Annotated in this window: 14 protein-coding genes; 7 read left to right on the forward strand and 7 right to left on the reverse strand. The window is 64.4% G+C overall.

Translation table 11 applies throughout. The annotated features are described in order from the left end of the window. Positions 1–252: 252 nt before the first annotated feature. Both K1X15_RS05240 and K1X15_RS05245 read left to right on the forward strand, forming a co-directional pair. Positions 253–2,103 carry an ABC transporter ATP-binding protein gene (locus tag K1X15_RS05240; RefSeq protein ID WP_220306455.1) on the forward strand — a complete coding sequence of 617 codons (1,851 nt, stop codon included), beginning with the start codon at positions 253–255 and terminating at the stop codon, positions 2,101–2,103. Between the two features lie 332 nt (positions 2,104–2,435). Next, positions 2,436–4,298 carry an ABC transporter ATP-binding protein gene (locus K1X15_RS05245; RefSeq protein ID WP_220306456.1) on the forward strand — a complete coding sequence of 621 codons (1,863 nt, stop codon included), beginning with the start codon at positions 2,436–2,438 and terminating at the stop codon, positions 4,296–4,298. Between the two features lie 36 nt (positions 4,299–4,334). Here the strand turns inward: K1X15_RS05245 and K1X15_RS05250 are convergent, their stop codons facing one another. Then, positions 4,335–6,305 carry a putative bifunctional diguanylate cyclase/phosphodiesterase gene (locus K1X15_RS05250; RefSeq protein ID WP_220306457.1) on the reverse strand — a complete coding sequence of 657 codons (1,971 nt, stop codon included), beginning with the start codon at positions 6,303–6,305 and terminating at the stop codon, positions 4,335–4,337. A 236-nt stretch (positions 6,306–6,541) separates the two neighbouring features. On the opposite strand from K1X15_RS05250, the gene K1X15_RS05255 reads away from it, so the two are divergent. Continuing rightward, on the forward strand, positions 6,542–9,061 hold the full coding sequence (locus tag K1X15_RS05255) for a beta-mannosidase (RefSeq protein ID WP_220306458.1): 2,520 nt from the start codon (positions 6,542–6,544) through the stop codon (positions 9,059–9,061). A 260-nt stretch (positions 9,062–9,321) separates the two neighbouring features. Then, positions 9,322–10,236, forward strand: a complete 915-nt coding sequence (locus K1X15_RS05260; RefSeq protein ID WP_220306459.1) for a DMT family transporter — start codon at positions 9,322–9,324, stop codon at positions 10,234–10,236. Here K1X15_RS05260 and K1X15_RS05265 read toward each other — a convergent pair. The 3 genes from K1X15_RS05265 to K1X15_RS05275 form a co-directional block, all read right to left on the reverse strand. After that, a complete protein-coding gene (locus tag K1X15_RS05265) occupies positions 10,173–11,525 on the reverse strand; it encodes an NAD(P)/FAD-dependent oxidoreductase (protein WP_220306460.1) in 1,353 nt (450 codons plus the stop codon). The two genes, K1X15_RS05260 and K1X15_RS05265, sit on opposite strands and share 64 nt — an antisense overlap. A 43-nt stretch (positions 11,526–11,568) precedes the next feature. Further along, the gene (locus tag K1X15_RS05270) at positions 11,569–12,945 is read right to left on the reverse strand and encodes an FGGY-family carbohydrate kinase (protein ID WP_220306461.1); all 1,377 of its coding nucleotides are present in this window, start codon (positions 12,943–12,945) and stop codon (positions 11,569–11,571) included. Positions 12,946–13,021: 76 nt separating this feature from the next. Beyond that, a complete protein-coding gene (locus tag K1X15_RS05275; RefSeq protein ID WP_240549736.1) occupies positions 13,022–13,558 on the reverse strand; it encodes a universal stress protein in 537 nt (178 codons plus the stop codon). Between the two features lie 54 nt (positions 13,559–13,612). Here K1X15_RS05275 and K1X15_RS05280 point away from each other — a divergent pair, with 54 nt between their 5' ends. Then, the gene (locus K1X15_RS05280) at positions 13,613–14,065 is read left to right on the forward strand and encodes a methyltransferase family protein (RefSeq protein WP_220306463.1); all 453 of its coding nucleotides are present in this window, start codon (positions 13,613–13,615) and stop codon (positions 14,063–14,065) included. Positions 14,066–14,090: 25 nt separating this feature from the next. Beyond that, positions 14,091–15,113 carry a tRNA dihydrouridine(20/20a) synthase DusA gene (gene dusA, locus K1X15_RS05285; protein WP_276315311.1) on the forward strand — a complete coding sequence of 341 codons (1,023 nt, stop codon included), beginning with the start codon at positions 14,091–14,093 and terminating at the stop codon, positions 15,111–15,113. Here the strand turns inward: dusA and K1X15_RS05290 are convergent. Together K1X15_RS05290 and K1X15_RS05295 are read right to left on the reverse strand one after the other, a co-directional pair. Further along, positions 15,110–15,796 carry a retropepsin-like aspartic protease family protein gene (locus K1X15_RS05290; protein WP_220306464.1) on the reverse strand — a complete coding sequence of 229 codons (687 nt, stop codon included), beginning with the start codon at positions 15,794–15,796 and terminating at the stop codon, positions 15,110–15,112. The two genes, dusA and K1X15_RS05290, sit on opposite strands and share 4 nt — an antisense overlap. Before the next feature lie 78 nt (positions 15,797–15,874). Continuing rightward, entirely contained in the window at positions 15,875–16,726 is an 852-nt protein-coding gene (locus K1X15_RS05295) for an adenosylcobinamide-GDP ribazoletransferase (RefSeq protein WP_220306465.1), read from the reverse strand. Between the two features lie 64 nt (positions 16,727–16,790). Here K1X15_RS05295 and cobT point away from each other — a divergent pair, with 64 nt between their 5' ends. Next, entirely contained in the window at positions 16,791–17,810 is a 1,020-nt protein-coding gene (gene cobT / locus K1X15_RS05300) for a nicotinate-nucleotide--dimethylbenzimidazole phosphoribosyltransferase (protein ID WP_220306466.1), read from the forward strand. On the opposite strand, the gene K1X15_RS05305 is transcribed toward cobT, so the two are convergent. Next, entirely contained in the window at positions 17,807–18,472 is a 666-nt protein-coding gene (locus K1X15_RS05305; RefSeq protein ID WP_220306467.1) for a DUF6683 family protein, read from the reverse strand. The two genes, cobT and K1X15_RS05305, sit on opposite strands and share 4 nt — an antisense overlap. Between the last annotated feature and the right edge of the window lie 69 nt (positions 18,473–18,541).

The raw sequence follows: 18,541 nt of genomic DNA on the forward strand, positions 1-18,541 counted from the left end.
ATCCTATGCGGCTCTCGGCTGCATAGCATGACTCTTGTGGCGTCAATTGGGACGACACTGGGGAGGAGGCGCTAGACGGCTGCCTGCACGACGCTCCTCTGCGCCTTCGTGGTCCCATGAGCGTCGGTTCCGAAATTTCCGCGCGGTTTGTTGCCGGCGGCCATTTATGCCTTGACCTCAACCGCGCTTGAGGTCGCAAGGGTGTGGGCCATCGGCGAGTTGCCGCGAACGACAACGAGATGGCTACGAACAATGTTGCACTGGTTTGAAAAACGGGTCGATCCCTATCCGCAGGCCGAGCCGGTAGAGCCACCCAAGGGCCTGCTGGCCTTTTGTTTGCACTATAGCGACGGCGCCAAGCGCTGGCTGGCTGCCATGACCATTCTGGGTGCTGCCATCGCTGCGCTCGAGATCATGTTGTTCGGCTTCATGGGATCGATCGTCGATTGGCTGGGCACCGCCAATCGCGAGACCTTCCTTGTCGACGAGGGCTGGAAGCTGGCTGGCATGGGCGTACTCCTGCTGCTGGTCATTCCGCTGCTGCAGGTGACCGACGCAATGATCATCCACCAGACGCTGCTGGGCAATTTCCCCCAGCGCATCCGCTGGATGGCGCATCGCTATCTCATCCGCCAGTCCATGAGCTACTTCCAGGACGAGTTTGCGGGCCGCATTGGCGCCAAGCTGATGCAGACCGCCCTCGCCGTGCGCGAAGTGGTCATGAAAGTCCTCGACGTCACCGTATACGTGATTGTCTATTTCACCGGCGCCGTCGTCCTCGCCTTCATGAGCGATCCCTGGCTGGCCTTGCCCTTCGTCATCTGGCTGGGCTGCTACCTGGCACTGCTGCGCTATTTCATCCCGCGCCTGGGCAAGATTTCCGAGGCCCAGGCCGATGCCCGCTCGCTGATGACCGGCCGGATCGTGGACAGCTACACCAATATCGCCACGGTCAAGCTCTTCTCTCATTCCAGGCGCGAGGAGGGCTATGCCCGCGAAGCCATGGATGGCTTCCTGGGCACGGTCTACAAGCAGATGCGCATGGTCACGCTCCTGCAGACCTCCATCACGCTCATGAACTGCACGCTGCTCTTCGCGGTCTTCGCTGTCGGCATCTGGCAATGGCTGGGTGGCAACATGACCCCCGGGGCAATTGCCGTGGCCGCCGCCCTGGTGCTGCGCTTCCAGGGCATGAGCCAATGGGTCATGTGGGAAATGTCGGCCCTGTTCGAGAATATCGGCGTCGTGCGCGACGGCATCTCGTCCATCTCCCTGCCGCGCGTCGTGGCCGACAAGCCCGAGGCCAAGCCCATCGGCACGGTCAATGGCGATATCAGGTTCGAGAACATCTCGTTCCACTATGGCAAGTCCAAGGGCGTCATCGAGGGGCTGAACCTGCATATTCGCCCGGGCGAGAAGATCGGCCTTGTCGGCCGCTCCGGCGCCGGCAAGTCCACCATCGTGAACCTTCTGCTGCGCTTCTATGACCGGCAGGAGGGGCGCATCCTCATCGACGGCCAGGACATTGCCGAGGTGACGCAGGATAGCCTCAGGGCCAATATCGGCGTGGTCACCCAGGACACTTCGCTGCTGCATCGTTCGGTGCGCGAGAACATCCTCTATGGCCGCCCCGATGCGACCGAGGAGATGATGATCGCCGCAGCCGAACAGGCCGAGGCCGCCGACTTTATTCCGGGTCTCACCGACCCCAAGGGTCGCAAGAGCTACGACGCCCATGTGGGCGAGCGCGGCGTGAAGCTGTCCGGCGGGCAGCGCCAGCGCATCGCCATTGCGCGTGTCCTGCTCAAGAACGCGCCGATCCTGGTGCTGGACGAGGCGACCTCGGCACTCGACTCCGAAGTCGAGGCGGCCATCCAGAGCCAGTTGCAGCGCCTGATGCAGGGCAAGACCGTGATCGCCATCGCCCATCGCCTCTCCACCATCGCCATGATGGACCGGCTGGTGGTGCTCGATAAGGGCAAGATCGTCGAGCAGGGCACCCACGCCCAGCTCGTCGACAGCGGGGGCATCTACAGCCACCTCTGGCAACGCCAGTCCGGTGGCTTCATCGACGCCGACCAGCCCGAAGAGGCGGCGCAGTAGAACGAGTATTGCCGGACGCTCGATCTGTTCCCTCCCCCTTGAGGGGAGGGCTAGGGTGGGGGTTCCGGCGAATGCCACGAGAGTGGAGTTAGGGGAGGGTCCTGAACCCCCACCCCCGGCCCCTCCCCTCAAGGGGGAGGGGAGGACGTGCCGAGCCTTCAAGATCAATCAGACCAAGGAGAACCCAGATGGGTGACATCATCACGATCCGACGCAATCGCCATCCCGCTGCGGGAATGACCATCAGCAAACACACCAAATCGGACCGATACCGAACCTGACCGTAGAGAAACCATCTCCCGTCAGGCGCGGCTCAATAAAAGAGCAGAACAATGTTCAACCGCGTCGTCACCTTCTTCGACAACCTCTACTCCCCCGTGGCCCTGGCCGAAAATCGCCAGCCGCCCATGGGCCTCAATGCCTTCGTGGGCTATTTCGTCGGCCAGTTCCGGGTCGCCTTTTTCCTGCGCATCATCCTGGTGGCCATCGGCTCGGTGGCCGATGCGCTGATGCCGGTCTTTGTCGGTCTCGTGGTCGGCATGCTGGCCACCACCAATCCGGGTGAAATCTTCGATCAACACAGCCAGACCCTGCTCTGGATGGTGGTGGTCGTCGTGCTGGTCCGCCCGCTGACCTTCCTCCTCGATACGCTCATCCGCAATCACGGCATCGTCCCCAACCTGGTCGATCTCATCCGCTGGCAGAGCCACTGGCACGTCATCCGCCAGAGCTGGACCTTTTTCCAGAACGACTTTGCCGGGCGCATCGCCAACAAGATCATCCAGGCCGGCGAGGCTATCGAGATCGGGGTGAACCTGACCATCGACGCGGCCTGGTACGCGCTGGTCTTCGTGGTCGTGGCCATTGTCGTGCTGGCCCGGCTCGATCCGGTGCTGCTGGTGCCCATCGGGGTCTGGCTGCTGCTTTACGCAGTGCTCTTCACCATCGCCATGCCGCTCATTGCCCGCTATTCCGAGACGCTCTCGGAGGCCAAGTCGGTAATGACCGGCCGCATCGTGGACAGCTACACCAATATCCAGACCCTCAAAACCTTCGCCACCGGCGAACACGAGGACCGCTACGTGTCCGACAGCGTGATGGAACACGCGGTTGAATTCCGCAAGCTGATGCGGGTGTTCACCTATATGTGGTCCATCCTCTTCCTGCTCAATGCGGGTCTGGTGGTCTCGGTCACCTGGCTGGCGCTGACCGGGTGGAACAATGGTTCGCTGACGGCGGCAGCCGTGGCCACGGCCATCCCCTTCGCGCTGCAGATCATGAACATGAGCGGCTGGATCCTCGAAATCGGCTCCAACATTTTCCGCCAGGTCGGCACCACGCGGGATTCGATGGACACCATCGCCCAGCCCCTCACCATGCTGGACGCGCCCGAGGCCAGGCCCTTGGAAGTGAAATCCGGTGGGCTGGACTATGACAATGTCAGCTTCAACTACTGGCGCGGCAAGCAGGGCTCGGTGATCGATGGGTTCAGCCTCTCCGTGGCGCCGGGCGAAAAGATCGGCCTGGTCGGCCGATCGGGCTCGGGCAAGTCGACGCTGGTCAACCTGGCATTGAGGATGTTCGACGTGCAGGACGGCGCCATCCGCATCGATGGCCAGGACGTGCGGGCGGTGACCCAGGAAAGCCTCAGGGCCGCCATCGGCCTTGTGAGCCAGGATACGTCCCTGCTGCACCGTTCGGTGCGGGAGAACCTCAAATATGGCCGCCACGACGCGACCGACGAGGAGATGATCCGGGCCGCCGAACAGGCCAATGTCCACGACGTGATCATGGGCCTGGCCGATCCGCAGGGCCGCACGGGCTATGACGCCCATGTGGGCGAGCGGGGCGTCAAGCTCTCCGGCGGCCAGCGCCAGCGTGTCGCCATCGCCCGGGTGCTGCTCAAGAACGCCCCGATCCTGGTGCTCGACGAAGCCACCTCGGCCCTCGACAGCGAGGTCGAAGCGGCCATCCAGGAGCAGCTGACCCAGTTGATGCGCGGCAAGACGGTGATCGCCATTGCCCATCGCCTCTCCACCATCGCGGCCATGGATCGCCTGGTGGTGCTGGAGCAGGGGCGGATCGTCGAGGAGGGCACCCACGCCCAATTGCTGTCCTCGGGCGGACACTACGCCATGCTCTGGGAGCGCCAGTCCGGCGGATTTCTCGACTTGGATGCAGCTGCAGCGCAGTAAACGAGGGGGCGGGGTCAAATCCCGCCCCTCACGCCATCAGCTCGCGGCCCGGCCTTCGAGGTGCCGCAGCCCGCGTTCGCGCGTGAGATAGCCGTCGATCTGGTCGAGCGCCATGGGGCGGCCGAACAGATAGCCCTGCATGACCGTGCCACCGAGCGCCACCAGGGCGTGCAATTGCTCCTCCGTCTCGATCCCCTCGAAAACGCAGGAAATGCCCAGGTTCCGGCACAGGTCGATCATGGTCTTGACGATGGCCCGGCTGGCTGGGTCATTGGTCACCTCGGCCACGAAACTGCGGTCGATCTTGATCCGGTGCAGCGGCAGTTTCTGCACATGGGTGAGGCTGGAATGGCCCGTGCCGAAATCGTCGAGGGCGATGCGGGCGCCCAGCCCCAGCAGGATCAGCAGCGACTGGTTGGCCTGCTTGAGGTCGCGCATCACCGCCGTTTCGGTAATCTCGAAATCGATCCGGCAGGGCGATCTGTTGGCCCCGAACAGCGCCACGATCTGTTCGATGGCCGTGGTCGAGCCGATGTCGTTGGCGGACAGGTTCACCGAGAGTCGGATGCCTTTCGGCAGGTGGACGCTGGCCGCAAGCGCCTTGCGGAGCACCGTCTGGGTGATGCGGTTGATCTGGCCAGTGCGTTCCGCCATGGGGATGAAGTCGGCCGGGGAAACCTCTCCCAGAACCGGACTGCGCCAGCGGGCCAGAACTTCAAAGCCGGTGGTCTCTCCAAGCGAAACGTCGAACTGCGGCTGCAGCAGCACATAGATCTCGTCTTCCAGATTGGCCGCGTGCAACTGGTGCTCCATGCGGCGCACCTGGCTGATCTCGCGCGCGTGCCGCTCGGAGAAGATCACGGCCCTGCCGCGCGCTTCGCGCTTGGCCACCGAGGTCGCATAATCCGCCCGGTCGAAAAGGCTGTGTGCGGTTTCGTTGGGGCGCGAAGCGGCAAAGCCCGCCGAGGCCGAAAGGCGGATGGCGCCCTCGGGCTGGTCAAAGGACAGGCGCATCGCCCCGCACAGCACTTCCCCTGCATGGCTCAGCGTCTGCTCGTCCACCGGACCCTGCAGGATCAAGCCAAACGCATTGCTGTCGAGGCGCGCGACGAATGTATCGGGCCGGCGCAGCGCGTCGATACGGCGTGCCGCCTCAAGCAGCACCCGGTCACCCGCCAGCTGCCCGAAAATCTCGTTGATCGACTTGAAGCGATCCAGATCGATACGGGCCACGGCAATGGTCCGGCCGGTGGCCTCGGCATCCTGCAGCGCCACGGCAAGACGGCGGTCGAAGCTGCGCCGGTTCGGCAGGCCGGTGGTGCTGTCCATATTGGCAAGGCGGTGGTTTTCGTCCAGCAGCCGCTGCGTCTCGGACTGGCGATGCGCCATGGCATTGCGCGAGGCGACCAGATCGGCAAAATCCCGATTATTGGCCAGGAGAATGATCAGCAGGACGGCAATGACCACCACCATGTTGATCGCAATGGCAATCAGCGTCTCCTGGCCCGAAGCGACAAAAAACGCGGTGAATGGTCCCAGCACGCAGATGCCAACGGCCAGCGCGGCAGCCCGCACATGCATCAGGCAGAACATGCAGCCAATGGTGGTGATGCCCATATAGAAGGCGATCTGCGACTGCAGATAGGCATCGCCATAGGGGAACAGGCTGAAGCTCCAGCTGGTGAAGCCCAGCGCCAGTGCTGCACCCACAAAGATCATCGCGCGCAGATTGGCCCGCGCCTTGGCGATGCTCAGAATGCGCTGGCGCGACCGCAACCACATATAGGCGCGCACTATGCTGAGAAGGACCAGGGCGGCGGGCAGGTAGACGGTGAGTGTCACCGGGGCGACCGCGTAATGGGTCCAGGCCACGATGATCGTGTTCGCCACCAGCATCGCGTACATCAGCGGAACCTGCCGGCTCAAGGCGCGCCATTGCGCCACGGCCAGGTCCGGCGCGTCGGGAGGCTTGGAAAAAATCTCAGCGATGCGCTGGAATGCAGACATGGTACGGGCCCCCCATTCCGCAAGGCTATCCGGGCAAATCCTAATTTAGTGGAAAAAACGTTTTCGGAACGTGCGGTTTCGGCGCGGTTTCGTCAATGGCGGCGGGGTGCCCTCGGCCCGCTCGGCGACCGCGTCGGGATGTCGGCAAAATGCGTTGTAACGTTGCATTGAAATCGATTGCGGAGACTGCTATTGGCCATTTCGTGTCGGCTGCTGCCGACCCGGAGGAACTTGTCATGCCGATCGCTGCCCACAATTCTGCCCTCGCTCTGGGCGGAGAATTCACGCTTGCCGCGCCGGCACGCGACATATCCACGACCATCATGCTGCCCGGCGACGTGCATCATGCGCTCCTGGCTGCGGACCTGATCCCGGACCCCTATTTCGGTGAAAACGAAAAGGTGGTCATGTGGGTCAATGAGACCGCCTGGACGCTCGAGCGCCGTTTTGCTGCATCGGCCTCCGATATTGACGGCTATCTGACACTGACCCTGGCGGAAGTGGACTGCATCGCCACCATCTTCCTCAATGGCGAAGAAGTTGCGCGCACCGACAACAGCTTTGTCCGCAACGATATCGACGTCACCGGCAAGGTGCATGAAGGCGAGAACACGCTCCGCATCGAGTTCGGCATTGCACCGGACGTCGCCAAGGCGCGCGCCGACGCGCATCCGTTCCCGATCCCCTTCACCAAGAACTACCAGACCAACGGCTTGAAGGGCATCCACATGAACTTCATCCGCAAGGCCGCGTGCCATGCGGGATGGGATTGGGGCATCTGCCTGATGCCGATCGGTGTCTATGGCACCATGAGCCTCCGCAAGTCGCGCCTGGCGCGGCAGGAAAGCGTGCAGGTCGACCAGGCCCATGGCCAGAACTCGGTCGAACTCTTGATAAAGACTCGGCTTTTTGCCTTCGCGCATGGTGAAGTGGAACTTGAACACAGCATCGACGGCCAGGTGATTACCGACAAGCTGGTGGTGGCGAAGGGCGAGAATGTCTTCACCCACAACATCACCATCCAGAACCCACGCATCTGGTGGCCGGCCGGGCAGGGTGAGCAGCCGCTCTATGAGCTGGTCACCAATCTCGAAGGCGAAGTCACGACCCGCAAGATCGGCCTGCGCGCTCTGCAGTGGGTGGTCGAGAAGGACGAGATCGACCATTCCTTCAAGTGTCGCATCAATGGCCGCGACATCACCATGATGGGCGCCAACTGGATTCCGGCCGACGCCATCCCCAGTCGCGCCACGCCGGCCGTCGTCCGTGACCTGCTCGAAAGCGCCAAGGCAGCCAACATGAACATGTTGCGCATATGGGGTGGCGGGCAATACGAGCCGGACTGGTTCTACGACCTGTGCGACGAACTCGGCATCCTCATCTGGCACGACTTCATGTTCGCCTGCATGAGCTACCCGTCCGACCGCACATTCCTCAAAAGCGTCGAGACCGAGGTCACCCAGCAGGTGCGCCGGCTCAGCCACCACGCCTCCATCGCCCTCTGGTGCGGCGACAACGAGGTCATCGGTTCGCTCAACTGGTATCCCGAGACCAAGGCCGATATGGGCCGCTACATTGCCAATTACGACCGCCTCAATTCGCTGCTGCATCGCATCGTCGAGGACGAGGACCCCGCCCGCCGCTTCTGGCCGTCCTCGCCCTCTCTGGGCTATATGGACTTCTCCGATGGCTGGCATTCCGACACCCGGGGCGATCTGCACTATTGGGACGTCTGGCACTCGGCCAAGAGCTTTGAGGCCTACCGCACGGTCAATCCGCGCTTTGCCTCCGAATTCGGCTTCCAGTCCTTCACCTCGATGAATGTCGTCGAGACCTTTGCCGAGCAAAAGGACCGCAATCCGTCCTCGCCCGTCATGGAAAACCACCAGCGCAATGCCGGCGGCAATGCGCGCATCCTTGAAACCATGACGCGCTATTTCCGTTTCCCGCGCGATTTCGAGAACATGGTGTTCCTGTCCCAGATCCAGCAGGGGCTCGCCATCAAGACCGCCATCGAATACTGGCGCTCGACCAAACCCCGATGCATGGGCACGCTCTACTGGCAGATCAATGACATCTGGCCGGTGGCAAGCTGGTCGAGCCTGGACTATGGCGGGCAGTGGAAACTGATGCACTACATGGCGCGGCGCTTCTTCAACCTCGTCAATGTTGTTGCCGTGCCGCAAATCACGACCGTGCAGACCAATTCGCGCGGCACGCCTGTCGAAGGCCAATTGCCCGATCAGATCGCGCTGCGGGCGATCAATGACACGGGAAGGCCGGTATCGATCGCCCTGGAAGTCCTGGCGGTGAAGGTGACCGGCGAAAGCCGCGTTGTCTTCTCCGGCAATTCCGCTGTCGGCCCCGACGCGGCAATCACCATCGCCGACATTCCGTTCGCAGGGCTTGCCGAGGACGAATTCCTCTATTTCGTCTGGAAGGATGCGCGCGGTGAGGTGCTGGGTGAAAACGACTATTTCCCCAAACCCTACAAGGCCTATGAGCTGGTCGGCGCCAACATAAGCGCCAGCTGGTCCGATCGGGATGGCAAGGCCGTGCTGACCCTGGAAACCGACAAGCCGGCCTTCTTTGCCACGGCCAGCGTCGATGTTCCGGGCTATTTCAGCGACAACGCGCTGACCCTGCTCCCGGGGCGCCCGGTGGAGCTGCTGTTCCACCCGCGCCATGGCGCAACAGTGACCGCTTCGGATCTGTCCGGCTCGCTCAGGCTCAGCCATCTGGCCGAAACCTTCTAGAGCGCTTTCAGCAAAAGTGGACACCACTTTTGCGGTTCGAAAGCGTGACAAAACAAAGAGATAGAGCTCCCGTTCTGATTCAATCAGAACGGGAATTACCCCATGCGCAAACGCATCCTTCACCCGGCCTCCGGGTGAGGGACCGTGCCGCCACCGGCCTTCTTCCATACAAGAATTTGCCGTCCTGCGATTGACATGCGAAGCGGTCTTGTCCAGCCTTGCGCCCGGCTGCTACTCCCGCGCGGCCCCTGGAAATCGCAATGTCTGGACCATATTCCCCGCCGGCCGAGAGCCGCCTGCTCGGCATCGGCCTGGCTCTATCCGCCTATCTGATGTTCACCGGCATCGATTCTTCGGCCAAATGGCTGGGCCTGGTCGGCATTTCCTTTGTTCAGATCGTGTTCCTGCGCTACGCGATCCATCTGGTTCTGGTGGCCACCATTCATTTGCCGCGCCATGGCCGCACCATGCTGCGCTCGGCCAATCCCAGGTTGCAGGTCTTCCGGGCGCTGGCCCTGCTGGGCGCAACAGGGTGCAATTTCCTTGCCGTGCAATTTCTGCCCCTGACCGTGACCGGCTCCATCGCCTTCACCGTGCCGCTGCTGATCTGCGCTCTGTCGGTGCCGCTCCTGGGCGAGCAGGTGGGCTGGCGCCGCTGGAGTGCCATCGGTGTTGGTTTCATCGGCGTGCTGGTGATCGTGCGCCCGGGCACAGACGCCTTCCATCCCGCGACCTTTCTCTGCCTGGCCGCCGCGCTCAGCACCGCCTTCTACATGCTGTTGACCCGCAAGGTTGCCAGCTATGACAGCGCCGCCACCAGCCAGTTCTATGTGGGCATCTTCGCCACCGTCTTTCTCTTGCCGGTTGTGCCCTTCTTCTGGTCGCTGCCGGCAACGGTCGATGGCTGGGTGGCCTTCTTTGCCGTGGGCCTGTTCGGTTTCCTCGGGCACCAGCTGATCACCATCGCGTCCAGCCTCGCCCCGGCAACGGTGCTGGCGCCATTCTCCTACTTCCAGATCTTCTTCATGTCCGCGGCAAGCTGGCTGATCTTCCGGCAGCCGCCCGATGTCTGGCTCTATGTCGGCGCGCCGATCGTCATCGGCTCGGGCCTCTATATCTGGCTGCGCGAGCGCGCGCTGTCCAAGCCGGTGACCGTGGTGGTCGCGGAGCGCTGATCCTGGCCCTTCCGCTCGGGCATATGGCGCTCCGGGGGGCGCCCATGGGTGATCAGCCGGGCGCCACGCTGGCCCGTCAGATAGATCCAGAGCCAGCTCAGAGTGATGAAGATGCGGGTCCGTGTCTCCACCAGGAAATAGATATGGGCAATGCCCCATATCCACCAGGCCAGCCGGCCTTTGAGCGTGATCCAGCCGAAGTCGATCACCGCCGCGCTCTTGCCGATGGTGGCAAGGTCCCCGTCGTGATGGTAACGGAAGGGCAGGGGCGCCGTCTCTCCCGCGAGGCGGCGCCGGATGACCTGGGCCACGTGCCGGCCCTGCTGCTTGGCGGCGGGCGCAACACCCGGAACTGGCTTGCCATTGTCCTGGGTGATGCTGGCCACGTCGCCGATCACGAAGATATTGGGATGACCGGCCACGGACAGGTCGGGTTCCACCCTGACACGGCCGGCCTTGTCACCCTCGATGCCCAGCCAGCGCGCCACGGGGGAGGCGGCCACGCCGGCCGCCCAGATGACGGTGTGCGTCTCAAGGCGCTTGTCGCCGAAGCTGACACCATCCGCATCAATGCCGCTCACCATCTGCCCCAGCTCGACCTCGACGCCCAGGTCACGAAGCGACTTCAGCGTGTAGTCCGACAGTTCCTTGCGGAAATTGCCGAGCAGCCGGTCGCCACCCTCGATCAGCACCACCCGCAATTGTCCCGGCGCAATGGTGTGGAACTGGCCGCGCGTGCTGGCGCGTCCCAGTTCGATGATGGCCCCGGCCATCTCCACGCCTGTCGGGCCACCACCGATGATCGCGAAGGTCAGGAGGGCCTTGCGCCGCTCCGGCTCGGTCTCCCGCTCCGCCGCCTCCAGCGCCAGCAGCAGCTGCCGGCGGATGGCGGTGGCATCGTCCACGGTCTTGAGGCCGGGCGCGAACGCCTCCCATTCGTCGTGACCAAAATAGGCGTGCTGCGCACCGGTCGCCAGCACCAGGCTGTCATATGGTTGGCGACTGCCGTCCTGGAGCAGCACCGCACTCTGTTCGGCGTCCACACCCACCACTTCGGCCATCAGCACCCGCACATTGTCCTGACGTCGCAGCACATGGCGAATGGGCCATGCGATCTCCGAAGGGCTGAGCGCCGCCGTCGCCACCTGGTAGAGCAGGGGCTGGAACAGGTGATGATTGCTGCGGTCGATCAGGGTGATGTCGACATCGGCGCTTTTGAGAGCCTTTGCCGCCGCCAGCCCGCCAAAGCCGCCTCCAACGATGACGACGCGGTGTCTGCCTTGTGCCATGGCGGTCTCCTTGCTGCTGCGAGGCCCGTCTGGCCGGGTGACCCTATCGCTCGCTTACCCTCGCCTGCCACCTGTCAACATAGGCATCGAACCCGTCCACTTGCAGGGGCGCAATTGCATGGCTGCCGTCGGTTTCCGGCAAGCGTCCCCCGAACAACAGGCTGGCCCCCAGGCTGGTTCCGGTTGCGTCGCCCGAGGCCAGCACCGGGACGCCGGACAGCCGTGCCAGCGCCGCGCCGAACAGGCGATTGCGTGCCAGCGGCCCCTCGAGCGTGATGCTGTGGCCCAGCCCGCAGAGGTCGAGGCAGGCCCGGGCCACCAGCGCCAGGTAGAGCGAGGCCGCAGCGGTCCGCTGGGCGGCGCTCAGCGTCCCCGGATCAATTGTCCATCGCCCGTCGCGGTCGCCGAACGGGCCGACGCCCGGCGCGAAGCTGGGCAATACCTGCACGTCCTGGGCGATGACATGCGCGATATCGGCCGGGCCAGGCTCGGCGATAACCGGCACCAGGGTGTCGAATTCGCGTCCACCCATGAACCGGGCGGTCGGCACCGGGCGGCCGAAGGCGTCGACATTGGCGAGGCTGTCGCGCTTGGGGTCGAGTGCCCCGGTATCACCCCCCACTGTCATCAGGATGGTCCAGGTGCCGGTCGAAACGATGGTGAACGGCGCCTCGTGCCGCCCAAGATGGGGCAGCAGCGACGCATTGGAATCGTGGATGCCACAGGTCACCGGCGTGCTGGCGGGCAGGCCGGTTTCCGCCGCGACTGCGGGCAGCAATGTTCCGATGACCGAGGCGGCGGGGCGCACGGGCGGGAACAGGCTCCGCCATCCCAGCGCATCCACCATGCTTGAAAAGTCCGCCCGGTCCGGCGCCCAGAGGTCGGTATGGCAGCCCAGCGAGGTGACCTCGCTGGCAAGCTGGCCCGTCAGCCGCCACGCCCAATATTGTGGATAGGGCACGATTGCCGTGACCCGGCCGAACGCTTCGGGGAACCGCTGCGATTGCCAGAAGAGCTGCGCACCCCAGTTGAGCCCGTTCGGCAGGCGCGGCGACAGCGTCTCGGCAAATTCCGGACGCACCCGGCCATAGGTCGCGCCGGTTTCCTCAGGGCCATCGAATTCATAGTCGAGCACCGGCAGCGCCAGCGCATCCCCGGCGAGCAGGGCGCCGGTGGCCCCATGGGTGGTGATTGAAATCCCCCCGATGCCATGGGCAGCGTGGAAGCGGCGCAGGCAGCCACAAATGAACTGCCACAGACGCTCCACATCGGCATGGGGATAGGGGCCGTCGGCGAGGACGCTGTTGGGCGTGCCTTCGGCCGCCAGCTGCGCGCGTGTCACGCTGTCGATCAGCACCACCTTGGCATTGGTCTTGCCGATATCGATGACAGCGACGGTTTGCGGTGCGGAATTGGTCATGGCCGGCCCGGAGAGGTGAGGTCTGACGGCCTTTAGCCCATTTCACCCCGCCGCGCCACCACTGACATGTTAGTTGCTATTTGACGATCAGCACCGGCAGGTCGGTATGCGCCAGCACCTCGGCCGCCTGGCTGCCGAGCAGCAGCCGCCCAAGGCCGCGCCGGCCATGCGATCCCATCACCACCAGGTCTGCCTTGATCTCCTTGGCGGCCTGCAAAATTCCCTCTGCCGCCGGGCTGTTGGCAATATGAATGCCTGTCACGGATGCCCCGGCCGTCTTCGCGGCGGCCTCTGCATCGGCCAGGATGCCCTTGGCCGACTCGGCCTTGGCCTTCTCCAGGTCAGCAATGATCGAGCTGGTATCGACCATCATGATTTCCGCCCCCGGTGCCAGCACGATGGACGGCTCCGTCACGGTCACCGCCGTCACCTTGCCGCCGGTCTTGGCCGCAAGCCCCAGCGCATGCCGGAGCGCCTTCGTGCTCAATTCCGAACCGTCGACTGCGCAGACAATATTGGAATACATGGCGAACTCCTTTGCCCCTTGATTGTACTTGCACCCTAGAACAATGCATCGCACCGCGCTTTGATCCAGATCAGACTGGTTGATCATGGGCACGAGGCGTCCTATCTCGGGGCGATGACTAGGGCACCTCGATACGAAACCATGCCGATCCCGCCCGATGGCTATGTGGTTCTCGCACTTGCCGTCGCAGTCCTGCTTGAGGCGGTGCTGCCCCTGCCCATCTTGCCGCCGGCGGCATGGTGGGGACCGCTGGTTCCCATTGCCTTGGTTCCGGCAATCGCCGGCCTGGCACTCGAGGTTGCGGCGGCCCGGGCCCTGGCGGGCAGCGGCACCTCCACGCGGCCCAACGATGCACCCGCGGCGCTGGTGACGGACGGCGTCTTCCGCTGGTCTCGCAATCCCTTCTATTGCGGTATTCTGTTGCTGGTGGCCGGAATCATGATCGCGGCCAGCCTCGATTGGGGCATGATAGTGCTGCCATTCACGTGGCTGGCACTTGACCGCCTGGTCATTCCGGTAGAGGAACGCCGCCTTGAGCGCGCCTTCGGGCAAACCTATCTGGACTACACGGCCAGGACGCGCCGCTGGATCTGACGCGAACGACGGAGCACCGCGCCCCTTGCTGCAGGCGAAACCGGACATTGCCACACCGCTGGAGCGCGCCCGCCGCTTCTCCGTGGCCCCCATGATGGACTGGACGGACCGGCATTGCCGCTTCCTCCATCGCCTGCTGACGCGCCAAAGCCTGCTCTTCACCGAAATGGTCAATTCCGGCGCCATCGTCCATGGCGACGCCGAGCGACACCTGCGTTTCGACGCCGTCGAGCATCCGGTAGCGCTGCAATTGGGCGGCTCGGACCCGGCGGAACTGGCAGAGGCCTGCCGGATTGCCGAAACCTTCGGCTATGACGAGATCAACCTCAATGTCGGCTGCCCCTCCGACCGGGTGCAGTCCGGGCGCTTCGGCGCCTGCCTGATGGCCGAGCCGGAGCTGGTGGCCGAATGCGTCCGCGCCATGCGCGATGCGACCGACCGGCCGGTGACAGTCAAATGCCGCATCGGCATTGACGATCAGGACACCGAGCAGAGCCTCGACCGCTTTGCCGATGCCATGGTCGCGGCCGGCGTCGCGGCGCTCTATCTGCATGCCCGCAAGGCCTGGCTGCAGGGCTTGAGCCCCAAGGAAAACCGCACCATTCCGCCGCTCGATTATCCGCGCGTCTATCGGCTGGGCGCCAGGCTGGCGCCATTGCCCACCATGATCAATGGCGGTATCGACACGCTGGACCAGGCGGCCGGACACCTTGAGCACATGGATGGCGTCATGCTGGGCCGCGCCGCCTACCACAATCCCCTGCTGCTCGCCGAAGTGGACGCCCGCTTCTTTGGCGACACCCGCACCATACCGGATCTGGCCGGCATCATGGGCACCATGGCCGATTACGCCGAGACCCAGCGCGGCCAGGGCACAAGGCTCAACGCCATCGCGCGCCATATGCTCGGCCTTGCCAATGGCCGCCCCGGCGCGCGCCAGTTCCGCCAGATCATGAGTGTCGATGCCTGCCGCCCGGGCGCCGGGCCCGAGGTGTTCATGCGCGCTCTGGCGGTGGTGGAAGACCGGGCCCTGGCCGACGCCGGCTAATCGACCAGTTCCAGGGAATTCTGCGTGACGCTGTAGCGGCTGAGCGTTTCAAGGAAAGTCATGCCCAGAAGGCTGGTGTCCAGCGCGCCGTCCTGGGTAACGAAGGCCGTCAGGTTGCGCCGCACGATGCCGCCCACCTCGATGCTGTCGAGCCGCGTTCGCGCCGCCATTCCCTGGCCATTGGCGGTCGACACCGGCACGACGTAACGCAGCCCCTCGACATTGACCCCCGCCGCAATGGCGTCGTCAATTGTCAGCACCACGGCGCTGGCGCCAGTATCGAAGACCATCGGGGTCGTATGCCCATTGATCGTGGCATTGACCTCGAAATGCCCGCTCATGCCGCGGCGGAAGGTGGCCGTGCCCGCATTGGCATCGACCAGCGCCACGCCGGGTTGCAGCTCGCCTGCCACTCGTCCCATGACCCCCAGCAATTCGTCGCGATAGGCATAGGTCACCATGGCCACGCCAAACAGCCCACCCCAGAGCAGCACACCGCCCACCAGTTCAGAGGCGCGATGGCGCCGGGTAAACAGGCCGCCGGCAAAGATCACCAGCAAGACCACGAGCGGCACCAATTGGGCGGTCTGCATCTGCGTGAGGCCGATCAGGCTGCCCGCATCGGCGCTGATCATCAGGACGAGGCCGGCAGCGATGACCAGGGCAATGCCGATAAAGATCATGCTGTGCTTGCCCTTCCTGTCCACGCCTCTTCGATAATGGGTGTCGGCGCGGCGATTTCAAGGCGAGAGGACGCCCGTTCAGGCAAAGACCAGCAGCACGGCCAGCGCCGCGACCTCGCCCAGTCCCGCAGCAGCCCCGATCAGATCTCCGGTCTGACCTCCCACCAGGCGTCGGCAAAGCCCCGTCCAGCCCAGCGCCACGAGCGCCACCACCACCACCGCCAGGATAACGCCCATGAGGCTCGATGCGGGCGCGCCGATCACGAAGACCAGCAATGCAGCCAGTGCCGCGCCGATGGCAAAGCGCGAGAGGGGCAGGGCACCCGCGCTTGCCGAGGCACCATCGGCCCGGGCGGGCGGGAGCGCCACGGCGACCCAGAGCGCACCGGATCGGCCGGCAATATTGGCCGCAAGCCACAATCCCGCTGCCGCCAGCGGGTTGATGGTGGCGACGCTGCCAATGGCCGTCACCCGCAACACCAGGAACAGGCAAAGCGCCGCCACGCCATAAGTGCCATGGCGGCTATCCTTGAGAATTTCCAGTCGGCGCTCACGCGTGGCCCCACCGAACAGGCCATCTGCGGCGTCTGCCAGCGAATCTTCCATCATGCCGCCGCCGATCAGCACCATTGCACCGACGGCAAGGGCGGAAGCAAAATAGCCGGGCAGGCCGAGCCAGACGCCGCCGAGCAGCAGAATCGGCCCAATGCCCATCACCACCGAAGCAAACGGCAGGGCCATGGCAATGCGCCCCAGATCGGGCTGCTCATGCGGCGAGTCGCCGGTGGGCAGGCGCGAAAAGAAGCGCAGCGCCATCACCAGATCGTCCTTGAGCCCGAGCCCGCCGCGTACCGGGTCCGGCCGATAGGCCTCGCGGCTGTCGGCGTCGATATGGTCCCCTGTGCCGGTCTCCGGTGCCCCGTCCGTCAATTGCTTTTCGCTCCGTAATGGGCAACAAGACCCCGCCTTCCTAACACATTGCGCCGGACCTGCCATGCCACTCAATTCCGCCTTTTCCGACATCGTCGACCTGCTCGTGGCCGTGCCCGAAGGGGATGAAAAGGCCGTGGCGGCCGTGCGCGAGCGCGATGCACAATTGACCAAGCCGCCCGGGTCCCTGGGCAGGCTCGAAGAGCTGGTGGAGTTCCTGGCGCGCTGGCAGCATCGTGCCCGGCCGCGCCTCGACAATCCCATGGTGACCATCTTTGCCGGCAATCACGGCGTCACCGATCAGGGCGTCTCGAGCTTCCCGCGCGAGGTGACCGCGCAGATGGTCGCCAACTTCACCAATGGCGGCGCTGCCATTTCGCAGATTTGCGCGCTGCACGAAATCAATCTGCGCGTCTTCGAACTTGCCCTCGAACTGCCGACCGGCGACATCACCGTCGAGCCGGCGCTGGACGACCAGATGTGCGCGGCCACCATCGCCTATGGCATGGAAGCGGTTGCCGGCAAGCCGGACCTCATCTGCCTGGGCGAGATGGGCATCGGCAACACCACCATTGCCGCCGCCATCAATGCCGCGCTCTATGGTGGCACCGGCGCCGACTGGGTCGGCCGCGGCACCGGCGTCGACGATGCTGGGCTCAAGCGCAAGGCCGAGGCGGTGGATCGGGCTCTGGCGCACCATGCCGGCCAGCTCAACCACCCGCTGGAAATTCTGGCCCGGCTGGGCGGCCGTGAAATCTGCGCCATGCTGGGCGCACTGGTCGCCGCCCGGCACCAGAAGGTGCCGGTCATTGTCGATGGCTATGTCGCCACCACCGCTGCCGCCATTGCCCATGCCGTCAACCCGGCTGCCATCAATCACTGCCTGTTTGCGCACGTCTCAGCCGAGAGTGCCCATGCCAGGGCGCTCGAAAAGGTGGGGCAGACGGGCCTGCTCGATCTCGGCATGCGGCTGGGCGAGGGCAGTGGCGCGGCCCTTGCAGCCGTCATGGCCAAGACCGCCCTCCACCTGCACGACAACATGGCGACCTTCGAGAGTGCCGCCGTCAGCGGCAAGTCGTCTTAATCGGCGCTAGGCGGTTTGCCGACAAAACCGTCCGGTCCCGGCTCCACCGACAGCAGGTCGACCTTCATCTTCTGCCGAAACCGGGCAACGGCCGAGGCCGCCAGCTGTTGCAGCGTGGCGGTATCGCCTTGGCCGACCGCCCTGTTGAGCGCCGCGTGTTCCACCAGGAATTCGAGGATATATCCCTCCGCCAGTTCCTGGCGCTGCTGGTCGCTGAGCTTGATGAAATTGGGGTCATTGGCGAAGGCGGCCCGCAATTGCCGCTGGATCGGCGCATTGTCGACCTTGGCGTCATAAGCGCCATTGGCGGCCACCCAGTTGAGCACCCAATAGGCGGTCAGCGCATCGGCGACATTATTGGCCTCCAGCCCGTCCGGTGCCACCAGCTCGAGCCAGGTATCCACTGGCGACTTCTCCGCAAAGGCCGCTGCCAGGCTGTCGCGCGCTGCCATGCCCGCCGACCAGCGCACCCGATCGAGAAATTCGCGTTGCAGCCGCGCCGATACCGAGGGTGAGGGCCAGTAGCTGGTGTCGAACGCGGCGGCGTCATTGCTCGGCGCCGTGGCTTCCGGCGGCTCCTCGTCCTGGCCGTAAGTCAGGACAGGCAGGCTCACAGGCGCCAGCAGGGCCGCAATCAGGACAAGTAAGGCTCGCTTGGTCATGGGCACTCCAGGCCGACGATCCTTGCGGGGAAAGCGGCCAAATTTCGGCGGCCGCAAGGCGTTGCCACT

It is taken from the genome of Devosia salina (assembly GCF_019504385.1).
GTDB lineage: Bacteria > Pseudomonadota > Alphaproteobacteria > Rhizobiales > Devosiaceae > Devosia > Devosia salina.